Origin of the sequence: Parageobacillus sp. G301 (genome assembly GCF_030268025.1) — a bacterium.
GTDB lineage: Bacteria > Bacillota > Bacilli > Bacillales > Anoxybacillaceae > Parageobacillus_B > Parageobacillus_B toebii.
The window spans coordinates 604,100-625,365 of sequence record NZ_BSDB01000002.1 but is presented as its reverse complement, the minus strand read 5'-3'; the positions used below and the strand labels follow the sequence as shown (position 1 = coordinate 625,365).

Here is a 21,266-nt window from a genome sequence, read left to right as displayed (position 1 = left end):
ATGGAATAATATACCTCTGCAGAAAAGAATACCATAATTATCGTTCAAAATGACATACTCCTTTTTATAACCATGCACCATTTATGCCACTTGCATATAAACGCTTGAAAATAGAAAAGTGAACCATAAACTCCATAAACGAACATATTTCATCAACAGGAAACGCGTAAATCTCAAAAAACGCTGCCAGCATGTCTTGATCCACTGCATCTAATATCCCTGATGATAGGAGAGGATAATGAATTTCATTCCACCAACGTTCATATCCATAATCGATAAACACTTCTTTTATTTGTTCTTGCGTCATATTTATCCCTCCTTGCTTCCATCATTATTGCATATACCATTATCGGTTTTGCGGAAAAAATAAAAACAAAAAACGCCTAAAAACGGCGTTTTTCCATTCTGTTCGTTATTGTTCCTCGTTGAGTTCTTCTACAGGCACTTCCCGTCGTTCACGAAGGTGCCCATCGCGCAAATGGACAGTAGCGGTTTCTTTTTGCTCATCATAACCGTCAATCCAAACAGATACACCATTATAATAAACCGGAATATCTGCGGGAGACGAAACGATTTGTTTTACGCGATTCATATCCATGTAAACAATCTCCTCCTTGTTGTAATTATCATGATGTAGTATGAAACGGGAAGGAATTTTTATGCAAAAAAATGTGCAAAACAGTAAAGACTAGCTATGTAAAACGATCTATGTTTGGAGGAAACCAATGAAAAACTGGGATGTACTAATATCGTATTTACGCCTTCCTGTTTTGGTACGATTGTTGTTAGTTGGAAGTATAATGATCGTCTTTTTCGGAACATTGATTCATTTCGTTGAACCATCCACATTCCGTAATGTATTCGATGGAATATGGTGGGCCATTGTGACAACCGCGACGATCGGTTATGGCGATATGGTGCCGAAGACATTTGCCGGGAAAATCGTCGCCATTTCTCTCATTTTGTTAGGAACGGGAGTCATCACCACTTATTTCGCCACATTATCCGCAGCCGCGGTAGCAAAAGAGTCCGTACTATCGAGCGGGCAGCTACGTTACATGCAGAAAGGGCATATCATCATTGTCGGTTGGAATGAACGGGCGCGCGAGGTAATAGTAAAATTAACGAAATATCACTCATCGCTTCGATGCGTGATTATCGATGCGACTTTACAGGAACTTCCGGTTTCCTATAAAAATGTTCATTTTATTAAAGGAAATGCCAGTTACGATGATGTGCTTCATAAAGCGAACATTGCCGAAGCGCAAATGATTTTAATTACAGCCGATCAGCATAAAAATGAAGCAGAAGCAGATAAAGATTCGATTTTAACATTGTTGGCGGCCAAAGGACTTAATCCTTGTATATATGCGATCGTTGAAATTTTAACAGAACAGCAAGTGAATAACGCAAAACGGGCTGGCGCCGATGAAGTCATTCAGACCAATTTGCTGTCAAGCTTTGCGATGGCAAACAGCCTTCAGTCGCCAGGGGTATCGAAAGCGACGGAAGAGTTGCTTCATCAACTTCATAATAGAAAACTACAGCTTATCGATGCGGAAGGATTATTCATCGGAAAAACATTTTTTGAAATCAGCCAAATATTATTAGACAAACAAATAATTTTAATCGGTATAATGAGGGGAGAAGAAGGATATATAAATCCTTCTCCACATTTTTTGATCGAAAAGGGAGACCGTTTGTTCGTGATCATGACTTAATCAAGCAGGTGGCTTTCTAAATCTTTGACAAGCGCTTTTCCAATGTCAATATATTTTTCCGGAAACGTCGCATCAGGGTCTTGCGGCTCCGCAAATTGGTTAAAAGCCGCGCCAAGATTGCCGCCATCGGCGTGGTCATCAATCCCTATTTGATACTTATGGGACAATAAAAATGGCCTGCCGAGCTTGACGGTTGTTCCATGGGAATCGAGCTGCCCGTCAATTGCTTCAAACGGAACGCGCAAAAATTGATATCCTGCTTCATCGTCAATTTTATAATCGAACGAACCATGATCATAATCCCAATTTCCACCAATCGTATAACCAAGCGGTTTTAACAACTGCTCCAGCTTATATAACGGAAACGTCTTTCCTTCTAATCGTGAAGGAATTTCAATCATCGCAAACACCCTCCTTTTTCATCTATGTTTCCCTATTTAGCGATAATTTAAAAAAAATTTCATTCTACTCATCCCTTCGAAAATAATGTTTCCCGATTGCCAATGTCATCGCCCCCTAATCTGCAAAATGCTAAAAACAAAAAATCAACAGCCCTTCCGTTTGCGGGAAGGGCTGTTGTTGATCAGCGGCTATATCATGGTATTTCTGTAAACTGTTCGACAGCGCAGTTGTTTTTGCCGCTGTCTGCACAGAAGAGATCGCATCAGAGGTATTATAAAACATCAGGAGGATGACGAACCGCGCCAAGTTATTTTTGTTGTTGGGAGTGGCTATTCATTGGAAGGCTTTTTGGCTTTTCCGCTATTTCTTTAGAAAATTCCATAGTCGCTAAATTTGGCATTCTTCTTTGATTCATAAAGCTGTTTATGCCACGCATCGCCCGCTGAATCGGATTTGGCGTCATATAATAAGCGTTGCGTCTCCTTCTCATGCTGAAAGCAGCTGCGGCAATTCCCAGCCCCAATATAGTCCATATGGCGTTGTTATTGCTTCGGCGTCCTGTTAAGCGCAATAACTGATTCCACATTCCTCTATTACGCCCAAAATTAAATAGACGGTTCATGATCTGTACACTCCTCTTTTCGGATTTCCCTTGCGCTCGAAAAAAATTTTCTTTTCGAGCATTTATTAATGTGCGTTAGAGAAGCAAGTTCATGTATGGAAAACACTACTTAATGACACCGTGTATTTCTTGTATTATTGCTCCCGATTGCCAAAATAAAGCGAAAAAACTTAGAATAAAGAGGAATTACAACCTCATATCGCCAAAATAATTATTTATGCCATGAAAAAAGGGCTCTCCATAAGGAAAGCCCTTCTTATTATTTTAATCGCTTTTCAAGTTCTGCTTTTTTCTCTTCATATCCAGGTTTGCCTAAAAGCGCAAACATGTTGACTTTATACGCTTCTACCCCTGGCTGGTCAAATGGATTTACCCCTAACAAGTAACCGCTCATCGCACACGCTTTTTCAAAGAAATAGACGAGATAGCCAAACGTATATTCATTTAGTTCCGGAAGGGTAATCACTAAATTCGGCACTCCGCCATCCGTATGGGCAAGAAGCGTTCCTTCAAACGCCTTCGTATTGACAAAATCAACCGTTTTTCCTGCCAAATAGTTCAGTCCATCTAAATCGTTTTCTTCTGCTTCAATAACTAAATCATGGCGCGGTTTTTCGACTTTCAATACCGTTTCAAACAAATCGCGGCGTCCTTCTTGGATATATTGCCCTAATGAATGAAGGTCAGTCGAGAAGTTGGCCGATGCAGGGAAAATCCCTTTTTGATCTTTCCCTTCACTTTCGCCAAACAGCTGTTTCCACCATTCCGCAAAATATTGCAGCGCAGGTTCATAGTTAATGAGCAGTTCAATCGTTTTTCCTTTGTTATACAAAATGTTCCGAATCGCCGCATATTGATAAGCAGCGTTCTCTTCGAGTTCTGAGCTGCTAAAGTCTTCGCGTGCTTGCGCTGCCCCTTTCATCATTTCTTCGATGTTTGCGCCGCTTACCGCAATCGGAAGAAGCCCTACCGCCGTTAATACAGAATAACGGCCACCGACATCGTCCGGAATGATAAACGTTTCATATCCTTCCGCCGTCGCAAGCGTTTTTAATGCGCCGCGCGCCCGGTCTGTTGTTGCGTAAATCCGTTTGCGCGCTTCTTCTTTCCCGTATTTTTCTTCCAAAAGCTTACGGAAAATACGGAACGCAATAGCTGGTTCTGTCGTCGTTCCCGATTTGGAAATAACGTTAATCGAGAAATCTTTTCCTTCAAGTAAGTCCATTACTTCTTTCATGTATGTCGAACTAATGTTGTTGCCGACGAAAATGATTTGCGGCGTATTTCGTTTTTCTTTCGGAAGCGCATTATAAAACGAATGATGAAGCATTTCGATCGCTGCACGCGCTCCCAAATACGAACCGCCGATTCCGATGACTAATAATACGTCGGAATCCGCTTGAATTTTTGCGGCCGCTTTTTGAATGCGGGCAAATTCTTCTTTGTCATAATTCACCGGCAAATCAAGCCAGCCCAAAAAATCATTGCCCACTCCGGTTTTTTCATGAAGGGAATGGTGAGCAACTTTCACCGCATCACGCAAATATGTAAGCTCATGTTCGCCAAAGAACGATAGTGCTTTTGAATAGTCGAAACGAATATGTGTCATACGCTCGATCCTCCAAACAAAAATGTTTTCCCTTTTTACACTTTAACGAAACAATCAGAAGGAATCAAGTCACACCCTATAGTGTAAACGAATTCATTTTGAACATTTCATGGCCATAAACAAATGAAATAGGCAGCCGCTGCTGCCTATTTTCCCAAATTATAATGATGCACGTAAAATCGCAAGCACATCGTCTCGATTTAATTCTTTGAACTTTCCAAACTCGCCATTCGCCATCGCTTTATCGGCAATTAATTCCAAACTTTCTTCACCAATTCCGTAATCCGCAAGCCGTGATGGCGCTCCGATGCTCGACCAAAATTCGCGCAGTTTTTCAATTCCTTCTAACGCTGTGTCCCGCTCCGATTTTCCTTCTGGATTTACACCAAAAACGCGAACGGCTAATTGTGCAAACCGGCTAACATTTTCATCAAGCACATGTTTCATCCAGTTTGGAAATAAAATCGCAAGCCCCCCAGCGTGCGGAATATCATAAACAGCCGAAACCGCATGTTCAATGTTATGTGTCGCCCAATCGCCGCGCACTCCCATTTGTAAAAAGCCATTGAGGGCAATGGTGCCGCAGTATAAAATCGTTTCCCGCAGCTCATAATTTTGTAAGTCGTTGACTAGTTTCGGCGCCGCTTCCATTACTGTGCGCAATACCGCTTCACACATCCGGTCTTGAAGCGGAGTATTCGTTGTATGATGGAAATATTGTTCCAGCACATGGGACATCATATCGACGATTCCGTAAACCGTATGATCCTTTGGAACGGTTAGCGTATATGTCGGATCAAGAATTGAAAATTGCGGGAACGTTGCCGGGCTGCTCCAACCATATTTTTCTTTCGTCTCCCAGTTCGTAATCACCGAACCAGAATTCATTTCCGAACCGGTTGCCGCAAGCGTCAATACAGTTCCAAACGGAAGCGCTTCTGAAACCTTTACTTTCTTTGTGATGAAATCCCACGGATCGCCATCGTATTTCGCACCCGCAGCAATCGCTTTCGTACAGTCAATCACACTTCCCCCGCCAACGGCAAGCAAAAACTCGATTCCTTCTTTTTTACAAATTTCCACACCTTTTCGTACCGTTGACAAGCGCGGATTCGGCTCCACACCTGGAAGTTCTGTTACTTCCACGTTCAACTCATTCAATAGACGAATGACTTCATCATACAATCCGTTCCGTTTAATGCTGCCGCCGCCATAGACAAGCAGTATCTTTTTTCCATAACGAGGTATTTCCTCTTTCAGCTGCTCAATTTGCCCCTTTCCAAAAATCAACTTCGTCGGGTTTCGAAAAGTAAAATTTTGCATATGTATCCATCCCTCCTTTGCTTCTATTATGGAGGCTGCTTCCTTTGGATGTAAAGTAATTAATTTTTTTCACAAACTATGCATATTTTCCGTGAGTATTATGCATTCTATAAGCGAACGATTGAAAAATTTTAAGGAGGAATTTACCGATGAGCGCACTTCAGCGTATTGCACTATTTCTTACGATTATCGGCGCTATTAACTGGGGATTAATCGGTTTTTTTCAATTTGATTTAGTAGCAGCTATATTCGGCGGGCAAGATTCCGCATTATCACGCGTCATTTATGGACTCATTGGTATTGCCGGACTCATTAACCTTGCGCTTCTTTTTAAGCCTGCAGCAGAGCTAGGACGCACAGAACCAAAAACTTCCCGGACATAAAAAAGTAAAACACTCACCTTGTAAAAGGGTGGGTGTTTTACTTGGATAGGTCTTCTTTTTTCGATTGTTCGATCCATTCCTGCAGCTTTTCCTTTAATGTGTTAAACCCTGGGTTTAACGACATTTTCACTTTCACGTGCCGTTTTCTCTTTTTTCCTTGTCTTTCTTCCACCGCCCTCATGGACAGGCTGGCTCGTTTTGTTTGTGGATCGATGGACAATACTTTTACGATTATTTCATCACCAACATTGACATAATCTTTAATGCTTTTGACAAACTCATGAGAAATTTCCGAAATGTGAACAAGTCCTTGCATCTCTTCATCTAGTTCCACAAAGACGCCGTACGGTTGAATACCAGTAACCTTTCCTTTCACGATACTCCCTACTTCAATATGAGACAAACAAAACACTCCTATTTTCCAAATTGAATATGTGTTTTTATATTATAACATAATTTTTGTCCAATAGAAAAAATATGTTCTGCCATCCCGATGAGGAAATGGCAGAACATCCATGGCTACAATCGATCTAAAAAGCGTTTCATTCGTTTGATTGCTTCTTGCAGCTGTTCCATTGAGGAAGCGTAAGAACAGCGAATATATCCTTCCCCGCTTGCGCCAAATACGTTTCCAGGTACGACCGCAACTTTTTCCTCCAACAACAATTTCTCTGCAAATTGTTCGGATGTCAGCCCAGTCGATTGAATAGACGGAAATGCATAAAACGCTCCGCCAGGCATATGACAGCTAAGCCCAATTTCATTTAACGATTGCACAAAATAGTTGCGGCGGCGCCGATAGCTTTTTCTCATATATTCGACATCTTGCTCTCCGTTTCTTAACGCTTCAATCGCACCGTATTGCACCATCGTCGGCGCACACATCATCGCATATTGATGAATTTTTAACATCGCTTGTAAAATTTCCGCAGGCGCCGCGGTAAATCCAAGCCTCCAGCCCGTCATGGCAAATCCTTTCGAAAAACCAGAAATCAAAATGGTCCGCTCCCGCATTCCATCTACCGACGCAAAGCTTATGTATGAATCGTCATACGTCAGCTCTGCATAAATTTCGTCCGAAATAATAAGCAAATCATGTTTTTTTGCGATTTGCGCAATTGCTTCTAGCTCTTCTTTATGGAGCACCGTCCCTGTCGGATTGTTTGGTGAACAGATGATGAGCGCTTTTGTTCGATCGGTAATAACCCGCTCGATTTGATCTGCACGAAGCTTGAAATGGTCATCCCCATTTGTTTCTACCGGAACAGGCACTCCTCCTGCCAACGTAACAAGCGATTCATAAGCAACAAAGCTAGGTTCAACAACGATCACTTCATCCCCAGGATTCACCGTCGCACGCAGTGCTAAATCAATGGCTTGGCTTGCGCCGACCGTGACAAGAATTTCTGTTTCGGGATCGTATTCAATATGGAATTTTCGGGCTAAATAAGCGGCAATTTCTTGACGAAGCTCTAAAAGTCCAGCGTTTGCCGTATATGATGTATATCCTTGCTCAAGCGACAAAATACATGCTTCACGTATGTTCCATGATGTGACAAAGTCAGGCTCGCCCACCCCTAGAGAAATAACTCCTTCCATGCTGGAAGCAAGATCAAAAAAACGGCGAATTCCTGACGGCTTCAGACGAGCGACTGTTTCCGACAAATAGGATTTCTTCGTTCGTTGCATCATGGCACCATCACGATGCGACGATCTTGATCTCCTTGGTCAAACACCGTACCGTCATGTTTATATTTTTTCAATATAAAATGAGTCGTCGTCGAAATGACGGAATCTAACGTTGATAATTTTTCAGAAACGAATTGCGCCACTTCCGACATAGAACGCCCTTCAATGACAACGGATAAATCGTACGCTCCTGACATTAAATAAACGGATTTTACTTCTGGAAAACGATAAATGCGCTCCGCCACTTCATCAAACCCTACTCCTCGTTTTGGCGTTACTTTGACATCAATCATCGCCGTAACTCCTTCATGTCCGTCTACTTTTCGCCAGTCGACAAGCGCCGCGTACTGCACAATCACTTTCATTTCCTCAAGTTTTTTCATGATCGCTTCTGTTTCTTCCACAGATAACGATACCATTTTTGCCAGCGTTTCGATCGGAATACGCGCATCTTTTTCTAATATTTCGATAATTTCTATTTCTTTTTCGGTCAGTTTCACTCTCCATCCCCCCGATAAACATTTTCACATAAATTCTATCAATTTGCACGAAAAAATGGCAAATACTACGACTATGCTACAATAAATTATGAGAGGTGGCGAACGATGGCAACATCGCAACCAAGTGCGCAAACAATCCAGTTAAATAATATTCAGCTTTATTACGAAGCATACAATATGGAACAAAAACGCCCTGTATTTGTCCTGCTGCACGGATTTCTTTCATCTACATTCAGCTATCGGCGGCTCATTCCTCTTCTTGCAAATGACTTTTCCATTATCGCAATTGATTTGCCGCCATTTGGAAAAAGCGAAAAATCTACGCGGTTTCGTTATACGTATCAAAATCTGGCCCGTCTTGTCATTGATTTATTACATCACTTCCAAATACAAACATGTACGCTTGTTGGACACTCGATGGGCGGACAAATTTGCTTGTATATCGCCCGTATGCAGCCGCAACTTGTTCGTGAAATGATCTTGCTTTCCAGCTCCGGATATTTAGGACGAGTAAAATGGTCGCTTTCTCTTTCTACTTACATCCCATGCTTTCATTTATATGTGAAACGCTATCTTTACAAGCAAGGCGTAGAAACAAACTTGCGGCAAGTTGTTCATGATTATTCGCTTGTTGATGATGAAATGAAAAAAGGATATGAAGAACCGTTTTACGATCCGCAAATGTTTAAAGCATTAACACGCTTTATCCGGCATCGTGAAGGTGATTTACCAACAAGTGAGCTGCGGCAAATCGATACGCGCACTTTACTTTTATGGGGCGAAAATGATCGCATCGTCCCGATGGAAATTGGCAAAAGATTGCATAACGATTTAGCTAATTCCATCTTTCTCTCTTTTCCGAATACCGGCCATCTTTTGCAGGAAGAAAAGCCAGAGGACGTATACCGCCAAATCGCTCACTTTATCCGCTAAGATAACTTATTTACGGAAGGGAGCATGCAGTAGATTCTTTTATCGCTAACAGCTTTTGCGCCATTTTTACACATTCATGCAAAGGAATTACTTTTTCAAACGAGAATTCATAAATCGCTTGGATTTTTTCAGCAAGCATTTTCGGTTCATCGCAGTCATGCACTGCCTGCAAGACATCGACCGCTTCCGTTTCATAAGCGTCACAACCATAACCGAACGGATCCCATGTTCGAATCGTATGAAGCAGCAACTGGTTTATTTGATGCGCATCCATCGTCCGTCCACACCTTCCAAGCAAAAATGTTGAGCATACAAAAATTATAAGCGATAATCCTTAAAAAAAGAAGGGAGAGGACGCATTTTATGTATTCGTTTGACGATGTCATCGACCGCCGCAATACCCACTCCTTGAAATGGGATGATACAGAGCGCGTTTTTGGAGCGAAAGAAGTGCTGCCATTGTGGGTAGCGGATATGGATTTTCCAGCTCCTCAAGCCGTCATAAAAGCGTTGCATGAACGAATTGCACACGGTATTTTTGGATATACGGTCATTCCCAATTCGCTAAAAGACGCCATAAAGAATTGGCTCAAGTTGCGGCATCAATGGGAGATTGAACCATCCTGGCTTTCGTTTTCTACTGGTGTAGTTCCGGAGATTGCCAATGCCATCGAAGCGTTTACGGAACAAAATGACCGCATCGTCGTCTTTACGCCTGTATATCCTCCGCTGTTTCAGCTTGTTAAAAAACATCAGCGCACGCTTGTAACAAGCTCTTTGCGACTTGCAGAAAACCGCTATGAAATCGATTGGGAAGATTTCGAGAAAAAAATTCAAGGTGCCAAATTATTGCTGTTATGCAGCCCTCATAACCCTGGAGGTCGTGTTTGGACATATGAGGAATTAACGAAAATAGGGGAATTATGCATCAAACATAACGTCATCGTCGTTTCCGACGAAATTCACGCCGATTTGACATTTCTGCCGCACCGACATGTTCCGTTCGCTTCGATTGATCCGGCATTTGCGGAAAACAGCGTCACATGCATCGCTCCGACGAAAACATTTAACCTTGCCGGACTGCAAGCGGCCGCTGCGATTATTCCAAACGAAACATTAAAACGGCAATTTAACAAAGTACAACAACGGCAAGGCTTTTTTACACTCAACACCTTCGCGGTTGCCGGCACCGAAGCAGCTTACCGGCACGGTCAGGAATGGCTCGATGCATTATTGCGATATTTACAAGAAAATATTGATTACTTATGTTCTTACATAGAAGCAAACTTGCCAAAACTTCGTGTCATTCGCCCTGAAGCGACATATCTCGTGTGGATCGATTGCCGGCAACTAGATGTGACAGAACAACAACTAAGGCAGCTTCTTTTAGAGAAAGGGAAGATTGCTGTAGAATTTGGAAGCAAATTCGGAGAAGAAGGGAGAGGATTTATTCGCATGAATGTTGCTTGCCCGCGAAAAACGTTAGAAGATGCTCTTTTCCGCCTATCAGTTGCGTTGCAATAGCTTTCATCTTCGAGTAACGAACGAGATTTTAAAAAAATAAGAAAAGGCTCTTGCCTTTACACAAGGTAGAGCCTTTTTATCTATTTTTTAATTTCACCACATGCAATTCGTCCACCGGCATCTCCAGCCGGCTGTGTCATCCCATCATCTTTTCTTTCATGGATGACAATCGCCGTCCCGTCTTTTGTCAACAACGATCCTTTCTGTCCTTCTTTCAGCGTCACATTTGGCGCTGTCAATTCCACGTTTACCGTTTCGTCCTCTTTTACGATAATATTAGGCAAGTCCCCGGCATGAGCCCCTTCTGGATGAAGCAATCCATGTTTCTTTCCATCTGGATTGTAATGGCTTCCAGCCGATTGAAAGTCCGGCTTTTTGCAAATTCCTTTTTCATGAATGTGAATCGCGTGCTCACCAGGCGGAAGTCCTTCCAAATCCAGTTTCAATTTAACGCCTTTCGCTTGTTCTGATAGTTTTATCGTACCGATCGAATCACCGGCACTATTAATCATATTAACTTCTAAATTCGTCACGTTTTCCTTTTTACAACCGGCGGCAAATAAAAACACCGCCAGTAACAAACCTAACTTTTGAAACACAAAACCCCTCCAGCAACACCTTTTTACATATAGTATTGCCAAAGGGGAAAACAATTAAACCATCATTTTTCATTATGAACAATATTGTCTTTCTTTAATTGTTCTTCTAATTTCTTTGCCTTTTCTTCCTGACGTTTCGAAATTTTTATAATCAGCCGCATCGTTAAAATTGCGGCAATAAGAAAAATCGTACATGTGATGGCAGCTGGAATGTACTCGCGTTTATCTTCAGGAAAATATAAAAAAGTCCAGTTTAACATATATGGAATGATCATCATTCGACAACCTCTCGCGCATAAAATGATACATCAATTATTATATTATCATAAACAAAGCGAAAAATCCGCCAAAAAAGCGACCTTTAAAGCGCAAACCTTTTTCTTAGCTGTGTGAAATCAATCCGTTCCCCAATCGTTGGCGGCTTTGTCTTTGCTAAATATTTTTTGTCATTTTCTACCAATCGGAAAATGTTATAAGTGGTAAAAGCATCGTCTAAAGCACAATGCGCTTTCCCAACTCCTTCATTTCCATATTCTTGGATCGCTTTTCGCAGTCCCGTCTGATTTTTGTTGCCAAAAAACAATTTATATTCCATCGCTAAATCTCGGTGCTCTCCTGTAAATGGAAATGGCAAATTAGCATTCATACAGTTTTCCCGTAACACTTTCATATCCATGCTTCCCCACGTAACCACTGTGCTTGGCCGCGAACGATCGTATTGATGCAACAGCGCAACTAGTTCATGAAAACTCATTCCTTGATCTACTTGCTCTTGCGTAATATTTAAAAATGATTTGCACCGATCTGTAAGCACGGGAAATCGTATTGGTTTCACGTAAGATGAAAATTGGTCACATACTCGGTCATCAACAACTACGACAAGCCCGACTTCAATAATTTCCGGAAAAAATCGGCTTGGTTCCGTCTTCGTCTCTGGCATCGTAAATTCAAAATCAAGGAATAAATATTGTTGTGCTGCGGACATACCTTTTCCCTCCTTTCTTGCTTCATAGAGTAACGAACGATCGTTACTACTATTATATCATGGGGAAACGATATTTTATTTCCCTTTTTCAGAAAATATAAAAAAAGGGCGTAAGCCTGATATATACGAGATATATAGAAATAGGATATAATTAATGGGAAAGTAGGAAAATCATACTGAATAAACTAGCGATTTGCCTGTTCATAATTTTATTTCTAGCAGGGAGGTTCACATGCAACGAACAAAGAAGCGCTCTTACTATAGGAGCAGCCGCTGGCATGAAAGATGTTTTTGAAGTAATCGGCGATCAATAAAATGGGTATTATCACTATAAGAAGTAGACAACGAAAAAAGAAGATAATTGATATGATGTTCTTAAGTATCTACTTGGGAGGGGATTTTTTATGGCGAAGAACTTAGAAAGGAGCATTTATCATGCCTAATACAACTGAAATATCCAACTTGCAATATTATGCAGCGATCGCGATTTTCCTTATTACGTACGCCATTATTATTTCTGAAAAAATCAATCGGGCTGTCATTGCTATGCTCGGTGCCGCACTGATGATTATTTTTGGTATTGTTGATTTACATAAAGCGTTTACCCATCATATTGAATGGGGAACGATTACCCTTTTAATCGGAATGATGATTCTTGTTGGGATTACAAGTAAATCCGGTTTTTTTCAATACGTGGCAATTAAAGCGGCGAAATTAGCAAAGGGACGGCCGTTGCGCATTTTAGTGATGCTCTCGCTATTGACCGCTTTTTTATCTGCCTTTCTCGATAACGTAACAACGGTATTGCTGATCGTCCCTGTCACATTTTCCATCACTCGCATGTTACAAGTGAATCCTATTCCTTATTTAATTTCGGAAGTGTTATTTTCCAACATTGGCGGAACAGCAACATTAATTGGCGACCCGCCAAATATTATGATCGGATCAGCAAATAAACATCTTGACTTTAATGCGTTTTTGTTTAATTTAACACCGATCGTGCTTATTATTACGGTTGTTACTGTGACCATCCTCGCATTTATATACCGCCGGCAATTAAAAACGGATGAAAAGCTTGTAAACCAATTGATGAATATTAACGAAACGGAATACATTAAAGATGCTGTGTTGTTAAAAAAATCTGTATCCGTATTAGCTTTGACAATTTTAGGGTTTATCCTCCACTCCGTCATTGCCGTTGATGCTGCTGTGATCGCAATAACCGGAGCCGTCATATTAATGTTAATTGGAGTGCAAGAGCATGAAATTGAAGAGGTATTTGCGTCTGTGGAATGGGTAACGATCTTTTTCTTTGCCGGCCTTTTTACATTAGTCGGCGGTCTTGTCGATATCGGGCTTATTAAAAGCCTGGCTAAAAAAGCGTTAGAAGTCACAGGTGGTGATATTTCCGTTGCTGCATATTTCATTCTTTGGGTATCGGGAATTGCTTCTGCAACGATTGATAACATCCCATTTGTTGCCACGATGATTCCACTTATTAAAGACATGGCCGCCGGCATGGGGTTATCACCAGATTCGGCACAAATTGAAGTATTATGGTGGGCATTATCATTAGGTGCTTGTTTAGGAGGAAACGGCACGTTAATCGGTGCCTCAGCGAACGTCATTGTCGCCGGGATTGCTTCACGTGAAGGGCATGGATTCAGCTATATGGATTTTTTAAAAATAGGCGCTCCATTAACGTTTATTGCTCTGTTACTTTCCCATGCCTATTTGTTTGTCCGTTATTTAATGTAAAAAGAGCAGAATTTTCCTGCTCTTTTTTGCATTATAATGCATACTTAATAAAAACGACGTGGGTGGGGGACTCGCCACAGCCGCTGGGTGGCGATGAAACAAAATAATTCGGCTTCGCTCATCTCGTTCTTTAAAAGGAGAGAAATCCCGAAGAAAATTCGCCCTTTTCCATTTTGTACATATAGTAGTATAGACTTTGTTAATAAGGAGGAGTTACCGTGATCTTTTATCCTGTATTCCCTCCCCCATATATGATCAGACAGTACCCGCCGATTAACCCGGCCATTTTCTCTCAATCAGCCACAGCGGCGCAAACAATCATGAAAGACGCCAGTATTATTTTAAAAAAATTATCGGAATCAAAATCGTTTGCTAAAAATGTCATGTCGGCAGCGCAAGAGGGAAAGACGAAAGAAGTCCAACGGATGATTCAGTCACTCGGAATTAAATCAAAAGTCGATCTTTATTTTAACCCAGATGGAATTCGCTTCACATTATCTCCTCCAGCGGGCGCATTTTCATGCTGTCAACTCGTCATCGGGCTTCGTTGGAATATATTCCCATGAATATCATGAATTCATCTATTTATTTGGCTTGCACCATTAGCGGTGGAAGCCTCTTTTGTTCCATTTTTAACCACCAGAATTTTCTAAGCATTTCCGTTTTCATCAACCGGTTGCTTCGCGCCCAATTCTCCTGCATCTCGCAAATCATATCCATCATCGTTTTTGCTGAAATGAAGGATATCCTCGTTGGCACCCATTTTGCTCGCCCGTTTTATCTTACGTTCTTCATCGCTGAATTTCATGTGCTTTCACCTCTACTGTATAAAGTCTCCCTTGAGATGATTTGTTATGTACATACCGAAAAAATATTATAGTTGACATAAAAAACATTGTTCGGTACGATTTTGTTAACCAATAAATAAAAGGGGGTTTACATATGAAAGAAACACGTCCAAAATGGCGAGCTCTTGACTTAACATTAGTCGGCATGTTTGCAGCATTAATGGCAATTGGAGCGAATATTACGTCGTGGGCGCCATTTCTAGTTATCGGCGGTGTTCCGATTACATTGCAAACGTTTTTTTGCGTGCTTGCTGGCGCAATTTTAGGGCGAAGATTGGGAGCAGTAGCAATGATTGTTTATATGCTCATTGGGCTATTCGGCGCTCCTGTGTTTGCACAGTTTGGCGGAGGATTTGGCAGCGTTGTCAGACCAACGTTTGGATTTATTATATCGTTCATTTTTGCTGCTTATGTAACAGGATGGATTATTGAACGGGGAAACGGAAATCCGTCCGTTGCTCGATTTATCGTTGCTACGCTCGCTGGTATGGCCATTAACTATCTGATCGGCACCAACTGGATGTATATCGCTTATAAATTTTGGGCGGAAGCGCCTAAAGGATTTTCCTATGCTTTGGCATGGAGTTGGATGATCGTCCCGCTTCCAAAAGACATTATTTTATCCGTGATCGCTGGCATCATTTCACCGCGAATTTATATGTCTGTCCGTAAATCCGCTTCATACCATCAACGCGTGGCATAGAGTAGCGCTCCCATAAAAACTTTTCATAAAAAAAAAAACGTGCATGCGAATCCATGCACGTTTTTTTTAAAAAAACAATCTAAAGATTTGATAGGCAAATCCAGCAATAAGCGCAGAAACAGGCAACGTAATAATCCATGTTAACACAATGCGCTGCGCCACACCCCATTTAACGCCTTTAACGCGTTGTGCCGCACCGACCCCCATAATCGATGAAGATATGACATGAGTCGTACTAACCGGCAAATGAAGGATAGTAGCTGAGAAAATGACTAGTGCAGATGATAAATCCGCAGCCGCCCCGTTAACAGGACGTATTTTCATAATTTTGCCGCCCACTGTTTTAATAATTTTCCATCCGCCAACGGATGTACCTAGTCCCATCGCAATGGCAGCAGAAATTCGTACCCATTCTGGAACTTCGCTCGATGTATGATAATTTGCGGCAATAAGCGCCATCGTGATGATCCCCATCGTCTTTTGCGCATCGTTTGTTCCGTGCGTATACGCTTGAAGAGCAGCAGTTACGACTTGAAACATGCGAAATCCTTTCGTTGTACGCGTCAAGTTAGCGTTTTTAAAAATGGCACGAAACAGACTCATCATGATAAAACCAACTGCTAAAGCAAGAAATGGCGAGATAATAAGAGATTCTAAAATTTTGAAAAATCCTTTATAATGCAAAACATCAAACCCTGCTGCAGAAACAGCGGCACCCGCAATAGAACCGATTAACGCATGCGAAGAACTGCTTGGAATTCCGTAATACCACGTAATTAAATTCCACGCAATGGCTGCTGTCAATGCCGCTAAAATGACGACGGAACCGTTCTCCAGTGCGAATGGATCAACAATATCTTTCGTGATCGTTTTTGCAACCCCAGTAAATGTCAATGCGCCAATAAAGTTCATTGTCGCCGCTAAAATAATCGCTTGTCGTGGCGATAGTGCTCTTGTTGATACCGATGTTGCGATGGCATTGGCAGTATCATGAAACCCGTTAATAAAATCAAATGCTAATGCAAAAACGACAATAAGAACAGTAAGCAAAAGTATCATATCCATAAAGACGATGTCCCCTTTTACGCATTACGCATGATGATTGTTTCAATCGTATTTGCCACATCCTCGCAGCTATCCGCAATTTCTTCTAACATTTCATACAGTTCTTTATATTGAATGATTTTAATCGGGTCTTTTTGCTCTACAAATAAATTTTTGATCGAAGCTCGTAAAATTTCATCGCATTTTGTCTCATAATCCTTAATTTTAATGGCATGTGTCCGCATATCGAGAAGCTTTTTATGAGACAACAGTTTAAGTGCATCGGCAATTTCAATCGTGCTTTGATAAATATTATTAAAAAATTGCACCATATGATCATCAATTTCCGTAAATGAAAACATTTCGAAACGGGCGGAACATTGTTCTAGTCCATCTAATACATCATCCATCTTCATTGCTAATTGGTGAATATCTTCGCGCTCAATTGGCGTAATAAACGTTTTATTTAATTCGACAACAAGCTCATGAATATAGGAGTCGCCCTTGCGCTCATATTCTTTCATCACACGCGCAAATTCTTTCAAATCGCTGACATTATGGATTTTATACTCGACAAAATATTGTGCCGCTTCTTTCACATTTTCGGAAATCGTAAATAATAAATCAAAAAAGACATCTTTTTTTGGTGAAAAAATCATATGAAAACCCCCATTTATTTAACGTATGGAAATTTGGCCACCGTGTTCTATTTTAGCAATAAATGTCGAATTTACAATGAACATATAAAAAATTTACACTAAATTTACATTACCTTAACATTTTATACATATTTTATATACATATTTTATATACATATTTTATATATAATAGTATATCGTTCCAAAAAGAAAACGAAGCCATACAAGTCGGCTTCGTTTTCCATATTATTCGAACCGCTCCACCAACGTCGCAAGCGTGCGAACCATTATCCCAGTAGCTCCAGACGGTCCGAGATCATGCTCTTTCGAAGTAACGGATGTTCCCGCAATATCAAGATGAACCCACGGTGTATCTTCCGCAAATTCACTGAGAAACGCACCGCCCATAATCGCATGTCCTTCTCGTCCTGGTGAATTATTAAGGTCTGCAATTTTACTGCTGCGTACACGTTCCTTATCCTTTTCCGTAATTGGCAAGCGCCAAATAAATTCCCCTGTTTCCGCAGACGCTTCTAACACTTGCTCAAATAACGCTTCGTTATTGGTCATCGCACCCGTTGTATGAACGCCAAGCGCTACAATAACACCGCCCGTTAGCGTCGCGACATCAATTAAATAGTTGGCGCCATGATGTTTCGCATATGTAATTGCATCTGCTAAAATAAGGCGGCCTTCTGCATCGGTATTTTTTACTTCAATCGTTTTTCCGCTCATCGATGTAATCACATCGTCCGGTTTAAACGCTTCACCGCTAATCATATTGTCAGTAGCCGGAATGACAGCAACAACATTTTGTTCTGGGCGAAGCTCCCCGATAATTTCCATCGCGCCAAGCACTGCCGCCGCACCAGCCATATCTGTTTTCATATCGACCATGCTTTCACGCGGTTTAAGGGAGTAGCCGCCAGTATCAAACGTCACTCCTTTTCCGACAAGCCCGATGACGTTTTCCCACGTTTCTTTCCCTTGGTATTTGAGGACGATCATTTTTGGCGGATTTTTGGAGCCTTGGTTCACAGCGAGAAACGCTCCCATTCCGAGCTTTTCCATATCGTCTTTTTCCAGAATTTCATATTCAAACTCATATTTGTTTGCTAATTCCACTGCGTAATTCGCTAAATCTGCCGCGGTTAATAAGTTGCTAGGCGTATTGACTAACGTGCGTGCCGAATTCGTTGCCTTTCCGTATACAGAGCCGACAAACACGCTTGCTTCGATTTCTGCTTGATCGGCTTCTGTGTAAATCGTGATTGATTCGATCCGCTTTTCTGTTTCGTTCTTTTTTTGTTTATATCCAGGAAATTCGTATGTCGCAAGGTAATAAGCTTCCGAAAGCGCATGTGCCGCATCATTTGCGTCAATATCTTTTGTTACAAACGTATCTAAAGCGATTGCCGCTTCCGTTCGTTTTGCTTGTTTTAATGTCTTAAACAGCTTGCCAAACGCTTCTCGCAATAAATCAAATGTCAACGCTTCTTCTTTTCCTAACCCGACAAAATAAAGTCGTTTTACTCCCGCTTGATTGAGAGTATGTACTTTGGAAATTTGCTTTTTCTTGGCGGAAATATCCCCTTCTTTCAACAAAACCGATACTTGTCCGCCAAGGCGGCGGTCACATTCGGCAATAATTCCGTCTAACGGCTGATTTTTTTCAAACATCCCAACCACTAGTACTTCATGCGTTGTATCAAGGGACAGCTGCTGTTTAATGGTAAACATTTCATCATCTCTCCTTACGATACGGTTTCTTTTCCATTATATCGAAATACAATGACTATTTCGACATTCCAAACTCATCATAATTCCAGTGGATAATGTTGACAATCTTATCTTCTCCCCTTTTTTCAAAATATCACAAGGAAACAGCATACGCATGTGGAATGAAAAAAGAAGGGAGCATATTGTTCCCCAATGACAAACGGAAGGAGAAGTGCGATGAGACTTATTTCGCTTTGTCCAAGCAACACGGAATTGCTCGCTTATTTAGATATGCACGACCACCTTATTGCCGTAGACAATCATTCCGATTGGCCATCTTCCGTATACAATCTCCCGAGAGTCGGTCCCGACTTAAATATCGATATGGAAAAGGTAGAAGCAATGAAACCGGATTTAGTGCTTGCTTCTTTAAGCGTTCCAGGCATGGAACGAAACGTACAAGAACTGCAAAAACGGAACATTCCCTACATCGTTTTTGCGCCAAATTCATTGCACGATATTGCGGATGACTTGCTTCGTCTCGGTGAAACACTTGGCCAAAAGGAAACGGCACAAGCCGTTGTTCGCTGCTATCACACGTTTATAGAGAAATATCGTCAGCTGTCCGCGAATATTAAGCATCCCGCGCGGCTGTATTGGGAGTGGTGGCCAAGGCCGATTTTTACACCCGGTAAAACAAATTGGCTAACGGAAATTAGCCAACTAGCCGGGGCAACGAATATTTTTGCCGATATCGAGCAAGCAAACGTGCAAACCAACTGGGATGAGGTGATAAAGCGAAATCCTTCTCATATTTGCCTCGTCTGGGTTGGCGTGCAGACAAAAAAAATGAATAAAGATGCTGTCAAAAATAGACCTGATGCAGAGAAAGTGGACGCTATCCTTACAGAGAGAATTTACTTGCTCGAGGAATCATTATATTGTCGTCCTTCTCCGCGGCTTTTGCTTGGTCTAAAAAAACTTGCCGCCTTGTTGCATCCGTCTGTTTTTCCACCTTATGACGGGATTGATCCATTGTTAACAAAATAAAGGGCGGTCTTTGTCCGCCCTTAGCTTTTCGATTGTAAATACTGTTGCCTAAACACTTGCATTGTTTCATCTTCATTTAGTCGTTTTAACTCTTCTTCGGAAAGCTTCCCATCGCCCTTTTTCACAATATACACTTGTACTTTCTTTTTCCCCCAATATTTATACACATCCTCGACCGTATCATAATACAAATCAAGGCGGTTTCCTTTAATCGCTCCACCTTTATCGGCCACAACCCCATATCCATATCCAGGGATAAAAAGAATCGTACCGATCGGGAATATATTTAAATCCGCGGCAATGGTTGAATATAAGTCACGTTTCACACGCACCCCGGAATAGGTAATCCCATATTCCGGATGATCTGGTGTTTTTCCTGTTGACTCTACTCCTGCCGTATATCCTGTCGCCACAACAACCATGGATGGATATTTTGACCAATCAAACGCTTCCTCAAGACGAAGCGATTGATTAATGGCCTTTTTCGAAGAAATTTGCGGTTTGTTCTGTTTCTCGTAACGCTTCCACTGTTTATCTATCGCAACATATTGTCCTTTATTCCATATGTCAAAAAAATGATCATCTGTGTAGAAAAATGATGATGCATCATACAAACTGTTAGAAATCGTTTTCGCTTCGACACCTGAAATCGATTGTAATGTCGCTAGTAGCGCCATTACAAACAATAATGACATGGTTATTCTTCTTATTATATTTTTTAGAAGAACCATTTCCTCACTCCTCTCACATTTCTATTTATCTCCACAAAAAAATAGAAATATTCATTGTGAGAAAAGTGAGGCAAAAAAAAGACTTTCATATCATTATGAAAGCCTTAAAACATTTGATATCCCTTCGCACGCAACGTGCGAATGACAAATCCAGCGCAAAGCGCACCGGCAAATCCACTAGCTAAAATTAAAATATCGGCCGGAGCCAGCGACAATACTTTACGCTTTAACGCTATAAAAGAAGCTTGTGGATCTGTAAAATATTGCGTCCACGGAATATCATCGATAATAAACATAAATACAAACGGGCATAAAATGGTCATAATCCAAGTCATACGCAACAACATATTTAATAAAAAGCCAATGCCGAAAAATAAAACAAAAAATAAAAGCATGGAAATTAGTACAACAGGCAAGCTCATTTGCATCCCTATCACCTCCAGTACACCCTTTTTAAGTGTACTGAATTGGATAAAGGGAGTCAA

Annotated in this window: 27 protein-coding genes; 8 read left to right on the top strand and 19 right to left on the bottom strand. The window is 41.2% G+C overall.

Features of this window, described 5'->3' with window-relative positions:
• Positions 1–64: 64 nt before the first annotated feature.
• On the bottom strand, positions 65–307 hold the full coding sequence (locus QSJ37_RS11850; RefSeq protein ID WP_285755331.1) for a hypothetical protein: 243 nt from the start codon (positions 305–307) through the stop codon (positions 65–67).
• A 105-nt stretch (positions 308–412) separates the two neighbouring features.
• Positions 413–598, bottom strand: a complete 186-nt coding sequence (locus QSJ37_RS11845) for an H-type small acid-soluble spore protein (RefSeq protein WP_285755330.1) — start codon at positions 596–598, stop codon at positions 413–415.
• A gap of 127 nt (positions 599–725) precedes the next feature.
• On the opposite strand from QSJ37_RS11845, the gene QSJ37_RS11840 reads away from it, so the two are divergent.
• Positions 726–1,721, top strand: a complete 996-nt coding sequence (locus QSJ37_RS11840) for a potassium channel family protein (protein ID WP_285755329.1) — start codon at positions 726–728, stop codon at positions 1,719–1,721.
• On the opposite strand, the gene QSJ37_RS11835 is transcribed toward QSJ37_RS11840, so the two are convergent.
• The 4 genes from QSJ37_RS11835 to QSJ37_RS11820 form a co-directional block, all read right to left on the bottom strand.
• Positions 1,718–2,122: a YugN-like family protein gene (locus tag QSJ37_RS11835; protein WP_285755327.1), complete on the bottom strand. Its 405-nt coding sequence runs from the start codon at positions 2,120–2,122 to the stop codon at positions 1,718–1,720. The genes QSJ37_RS11840 and QSJ37_RS11835 overlap by 4 nt on opposite strands.
• A gap of 308 nt (positions 2,123–2,430) precedes the next feature.
• Positions 2,431–2,745, bottom strand: a complete 315-nt coding sequence (locus QSJ37_RS11830) for a hypothetical protein (RefSeq protein WP_015864931.1) — start codon at positions 2,743–2,745, stop codon at positions 2,431–2,433.
• A gap of 259 nt (positions 2,746–3,004) precedes the next feature.
• Positions 3,005–4,354: a glucose-6-phosphate isomerase gene (locus tag QSJ37_RS11825; protein ID WP_015864932.1), complete on the bottom strand. Its 1,350-nt coding sequence runs from the start codon at positions 4,352–4,354 to the stop codon at positions 3,005–3,007.
• A 159-nt stretch (positions 4,355–4,513) separates the two neighbouring features.
• Entirely contained in the window at positions 4,514–5,677 is a 1,164-nt protein-coding gene (locus QSJ37_RS11820; RefSeq protein ID WP_015864933.1) for an iron-containing alcohol dehydrogenase, read from the bottom strand.
• A gap of 149 nt (positions 5,678–5,826) precedes the next feature.
• Between QSJ37_RS11820 and QSJ37_RS11815 the strand changes: the two genes are divergently transcribed.
• Entirely contained in the window at positions 5,827–6,060 is a 234-nt protein-coding gene (locus QSJ37_RS11815) for a DUF378 domain-containing protein (RefSeq protein ID WP_285755326.1), read from the top strand.
• A gap of 37 nt (positions 6,061–6,097) precedes the next feature.
• Here QSJ37_RS11815 and yugI read toward each other — a convergent pair whose 3' ends face one another.
• The 3 genes from yugI to QSJ37_RS11800 all read right to left on the bottom strand — a co-directional run bounded on the left by yugI (position 6,098) and on the right by QSJ37_RS11800 (position 8,249).
• Positions 6,098–6,463: a S1 domain-containing post-transcriptional regulator GSP13 gene (yugI, locus tag QSJ37_RS11810; RefSeq protein ID WP_285755325.1), complete on the bottom strand. Its 366-nt coding sequence runs from the start codon at positions 6,461–6,463 to the stop codon at positions 6,098–6,100.
• A gap of 116 nt (positions 6,464–6,579) precedes the next feature.
• Positions 6,580–7,749 (bottom strand): aminotransferase, encoded by a 1,170-nt coding sequence (locus tag QSJ37_RS11805; protein ID WP_483313611.1) that lies wholly within the window; start codon positions 7,747–7,749, stop codon positions 6,580–6,582.
• Entirely contained in the window at positions 7,749–8,249 is a 501-nt protein-coding gene (locus QSJ37_RS11800) for an Lrp/AsnC family transcriptional regulator (RefSeq protein WP_285755323.1), read from the bottom strand. The genes QSJ37_RS11805 and QSJ37_RS11800 overlap by 1 nt, the downstream gene beginning before the upstream one ends.
• A 105-nt stretch (positions 8,250–8,354) precedes the next feature.
• Here QSJ37_RS11800 and QSJ37_RS11795 point away from each other — a divergent pair, with 105 nt between their 5' ends.
• On the top strand, positions 8,355–9,182 hold the full coding sequence (locus QSJ37_RS11795; RefSeq protein WP_285755322.1) for an alpha/beta fold hydrolase: 828 nt from the start codon (positions 8,355–8,357) through the stop codon (positions 9,180–9,182).
• 10 nt (positions 9,183–9,192) lie between these two features.
• Here QSJ37_RS11795 and QSJ37_RS11790 read toward each other — a convergent pair whose 3' ends face one another.
• A complete protein-coding gene (locus QSJ37_RS11790; RefSeq protein ID WP_285755321.1) occupies positions 9,193–9,456 on the bottom strand; it encodes a DUF1871 family protein in 264 nt (87 codons plus the stop codon).
• An 89-nt stretch (positions 9,457–9,545) separates the two neighbouring features.
• Between QSJ37_RS11790 and QSJ37_RS11785 the strand changes: the two genes are divergently transcribed.
• The gene (locus QSJ37_RS11785) at positions 9,546–10,706 is read left to right on the top strand and encodes a MalY/PatB family protein (RefSeq protein WP_285755320.1); all 1,161 of its coding nucleotides are present in this window, start codon (positions 9,546–9,548) and stop codon (positions 10,704–10,706) included.
• Between the two features lie 80 nt (positions 10,707–10,786).
• Here QSJ37_RS11785 and QSJ37_RS11780 read toward each other — a convergent pair whose 3' ends face one another.
• From QSJ37_RS11780 to kapD, 3 genes are all read right to left on the bottom strand, one after another.
• On the bottom strand, positions 10,787–11,305 hold the full coding sequence (locus tag QSJ37_RS11780) for a superoxide dismutase family protein (protein WP_285755319.1): 519 nt from the start codon (positions 11,303–11,305) through the stop codon (positions 10,787–10,789).
• Between the two features lie 62 nt (positions 11,306–11,367).
• Positions 11,368–11,580, bottom strand: coding sequence for a hypothetical protein (locus QSJ37_RS11775; RefSeq protein WP_285756115.1), 213 nt, complete (start codon positions 11,578–11,580; stop codon positions 11,368–11,370).
• Between the two features lie 86 nt (positions 11,581–11,666).
• Positions 11,667–12,290, bottom strand: coding sequence for a 3'-5' exonuclease KapD (kapD, locus tag QSJ37_RS11770; RefSeq protein ID WP_285755317.1), 624 nt, complete (start codon positions 12,288–12,290; stop codon positions 11,667–11,669).
• A gap of 435 nt (positions 12,291–12,725) precedes the next feature.
• Here kapD and QSJ37_RS11765 point away from each other — a divergent pair, with 435 nt between their 5' ends.
• Both QSJ37_RS11765 and QSJ37_RS11760 read left to right on the top strand, forming a co-directional pair.
• A complete protein-coding gene (locus tag QSJ37_RS11765; RefSeq protein WP_285755315.1) occupies positions 12,726–14,048 on the top strand; it encodes an ArsB/NhaD family transporter in 1,323 nt (440 codons plus the stop codon).
• A 218-nt stretch (positions 14,049–14,266) separates the two neighbouring features.
• On the top strand, positions 14,267–14,614 hold the full coding sequence (locus QSJ37_RS11760) for a YuzC family spore coat inner layer protein (protein WP_285755313.1): 348 nt from the start codon (positions 14,267–14,269) through the stop codon (positions 14,612–14,614).
• 83 nt (positions 14,615–14,697) lie between these two features.
• Here QSJ37_RS11760 and QSJ37_RS11755 read toward each other — a convergent pair whose 3' ends face one another.
• Positions 14,698–14,856 carry a hypothetical protein gene (locus tag QSJ37_RS11755; protein ID WP_285755312.1) on the bottom strand — a complete coding sequence of 53 codons (159 nt, stop codon included), beginning with the start codon at positions 14,854–14,856 and terminating at the stop codon, positions 14,698–14,700.
• A 134-nt stretch (positions 14,857–14,990) separates the two neighbouring features.
• On the opposite strand from QSJ37_RS11755, the gene QSJ37_RS11750 reads away from it, so the two are divergent.
• Complete coding sequence (locus QSJ37_RS11750) at positions 14,991–15,599, top strand: biotin transporter BioY (protein WP_285755310.1); 609 nt, start codon at positions 14,991–14,993, stop codon at positions 15,597–15,599.
• Between the two features lie 66 nt (positions 15,600–15,665).
• On the opposite strand, the gene QSJ37_RS11745 is transcribed toward QSJ37_RS11750, so the two are convergent.
• The 3 genes from QSJ37_RS11745 to QSJ37_RS11735 all read right to left on the bottom strand — a co-directional run bounded on the left by QSJ37_RS11745 (position 15,666) and on the right by QSJ37_RS11735 (position 19,021).
• The gene (locus tag QSJ37_RS11745) at positions 15,666–16,664 is read right to left on the bottom strand and encodes an inorganic phosphate transporter (protein ID WP_285755308.1); all 999 of its coding nucleotides are present in this window, start codon (positions 16,662–16,664) and stop codon (positions 15,666–15,668) included.
• Between the two features lie 17 nt (positions 16,665–16,681).
• Positions 16,682–17,302 (bottom strand): DUF47 domain-containing protein, encoded by a 621-nt coding sequence (locus tag QSJ37_RS11740; RefSeq protein WP_062678378.1) that lies wholly within the window; start codon positions 17,300–17,302, stop codon positions 16,682–16,684.
• Between the two features lie 225 nt (positions 17,303–17,527).
• Complete coding sequence (locus tag QSJ37_RS11735; protein WP_285755306.1) at positions 17,528–19,021, bottom strand: leucyl aminopeptidase; 1,494 nt, start codon at positions 19,019–19,021, stop codon at positions 17,528–17,530.
• Positions 19,022–19,237: 216 nt separating this feature from the next.
• On the opposite strand from QSJ37_RS11735, the gene QSJ37_RS11730 reads away from it, so the two are divergent.
• The gene (locus QSJ37_RS11730; RefSeq protein ID WP_285755304.1) at positions 19,238–20,050 is read left to right on the top strand and encodes a cobalamin-binding protein; all 813 of its coding nucleotides are present in this window, start codon (positions 19,238–19,240) and stop codon (positions 20,048–20,050) included.
• A gap of 20 nt (positions 20,051–20,070) precedes the next feature.
• On the opposite strand, the gene QSJ37_RS11725 is transcribed toward QSJ37_RS11730, so the two are convergent.
• Both QSJ37_RS11725 and QSJ37_RS11720 read right to left on the bottom strand, forming a co-directional pair.
• Positions 20,071–20,781 carry a 3D domain-containing protein gene (locus QSJ37_RS11725; RefSeq protein WP_081189127.1) on the bottom strand — a complete coding sequence of 237 codons (711 nt, stop codon included), beginning with the start codon at positions 20,779–20,781 and terminating at the stop codon, positions 20,071–20,073.
• A gap of 104 nt (positions 20,782–20,885) precedes the next feature.
• Positions 20,886–21,209 carry a YuiB family protein gene (locus QSJ37_RS11720; RefSeq protein WP_081189128.1) on the bottom strand — a complete coding sequence of 108 codons (324 nt, stop codon included), beginning with the start codon at positions 21,207–21,209 and terminating at the stop codon, positions 20,886–20,888.
• Positions 21,210–21,266 lie beyond the last annotated feature (57 nt).

Bases quoted from the DNA above. Each gene is read 5' to 3' on its own strand.
- QSJ37_RS11755 (WP_285755312.1), bottom strand. From the start codon at position 14,856: ATGAAATTCAGCGATGAAGAACGTAAGATAAAACGGGCGAGCAAAATG.
- QSJ37_RS11785 (WP_285755320.1), top strand. From the start codon at position 9,546: ATGTATTCGTTTGACGATGTCATCGACCGCCGCAATACCCACTCCTTG.
- QSJ37_RS11835 (WP_285755327.1), bottom strand. From the start codon at position 2,122: ATGATTGAAATTCCTTCACGATTAGAAGGAAAGACGTTTCCGTTATAT.
- QSJ37_RS11820 (WP_015864933.1), bottom strand. From the start codon at position 5,677: ATGCAAAATTTTACTTTTCGAAACCCGACGAAGTTGATTTTTGGAAAG.
- QSJ37_RS11830 (WP_015864931.1), bottom strand. From the start codon at position 2,745: ATGAACCGTCTATTTAATTTTGGGCGTAATAGAGGAATGTGGAATCAG.
- QSJ37_RS11740 (WP_062678378.1), bottom strand. From the start codon at position 17,302: ATGATTTTTTCACCAAAAAAAGATGTCTTTTTTGATTTATTATTTACG.
- QSJ37_RS11725 (WP_081189127.1), bottom strand. From the start codon at position 20,781: ATGGTTCTTCTAAAAAATATAATAAGAAGAATAACCATGTCATTATTG.
- QSJ37_RS11735 (WP_285755306.1), bottom strand. From the start codon at position 19,021: ATGTTTACCATTAAACAGCAGCTGTCCCTTGATACAACGCATGAAGTA.
- QSJ37_RS11790 (WP_285755321.1), bottom strand. From the start codon at position 9,456: ATGGATGCGCATCAAATAAACCAGTTGCTGCTTCATACGATTCGAACA.
- QSJ37_RS11720 (WP_081189128.1), bottom strand. From the start codon at position 21,209: ATGCAAATGAGCTTGCCTGTTGTACTAATTTCCATGCTTTTATTTTTT.
- QSJ37_RS11775 (WP_285756115.1), bottom strand. From the start codon at position 11,580: ATGATCATTCCATATATGTTAAACTGGACTTTTTTATATTTTCCTGAA.
- QSJ37_RS11850 (WP_285755331.1), bottom strand. From the start codon at position 307: ATGACGCAAGAACAAATAAAAGAAGTGTTTATCGATTATGGATATGAA.
- QSJ37_RS11750 (WP_285755310.1), top strand. From the start codon at position 14,991: ATGAAAGAAACACGTCCAAAATGGCGAGCTCTTGACTTAACATTAGTC.
- QSJ37_RS11805 (WP_483313611.1), bottom strand. From the start codon at position 7,749: ATGCAACGAACGAAGAAATCCTATTTGTCGGAAACAGTCGCTCGTCTG.
- QSJ37_RS11815 (WP_285755326.1), top strand. From the start codon at position 5,827: ATGAGCGCACTTCAGCGTATTGCACTATTTCTTACGATTATCGGCGCT.
- QSJ37_RS11745 (WP_285755308.1), bottom strand. From the start codon at position 16,664: ATGGATATGATACTTTTGCTTACTGTTCTTATTGTCGTTTTTGCATTA.
- QSJ37_RS11765 (WP_285755315.1), top strand. From the start codon at position 12,726: ATGCCTAATACAACTGAAATATCCAACTTGCAATATTATGCAGCGATC.
- QSJ37_RS11845 (WP_285755330.1), bottom strand. From the start codon at position 598: ATGGATATGAATCGCGTAAAACAAATCGTTTCGTCTCCCGCAGATATT.
- QSJ37_RS11825 (WP_015864932.1), bottom strand. From the start codon at position 4,354: ATGACACATATTCGTTTCGACTATTCAAAAGCACTATCGTTCTTTGGC.
- QSJ37_RS11795 (WP_285755322.1), top strand. From the start codon at position 8,355: ATGGCAACATCGCAACCAAGTGCGCAAACAATCCAGTTAAATAATATT.
- QSJ37_RS11840 (WP_285755329.1), top strand. From the start codon at position 726: ATGAAAAACTGGGATGTACTAATATCGTATTTACGCCTTCCTGTTTTG.
- kapD (WP_285755317.1), bottom strand. From the start codon at position 12,290: ATGTCCGCAGCACAACAATATTTATTCCTTGATTTTGAATTTACGATG.
- QSJ37_RS11730 (WP_285755304.1), top strand. From the start codon at position 19,238: ATGAGACTTATTTCGCTTTGTCCAAGCAACACGGAATTGCTCGCTTAT.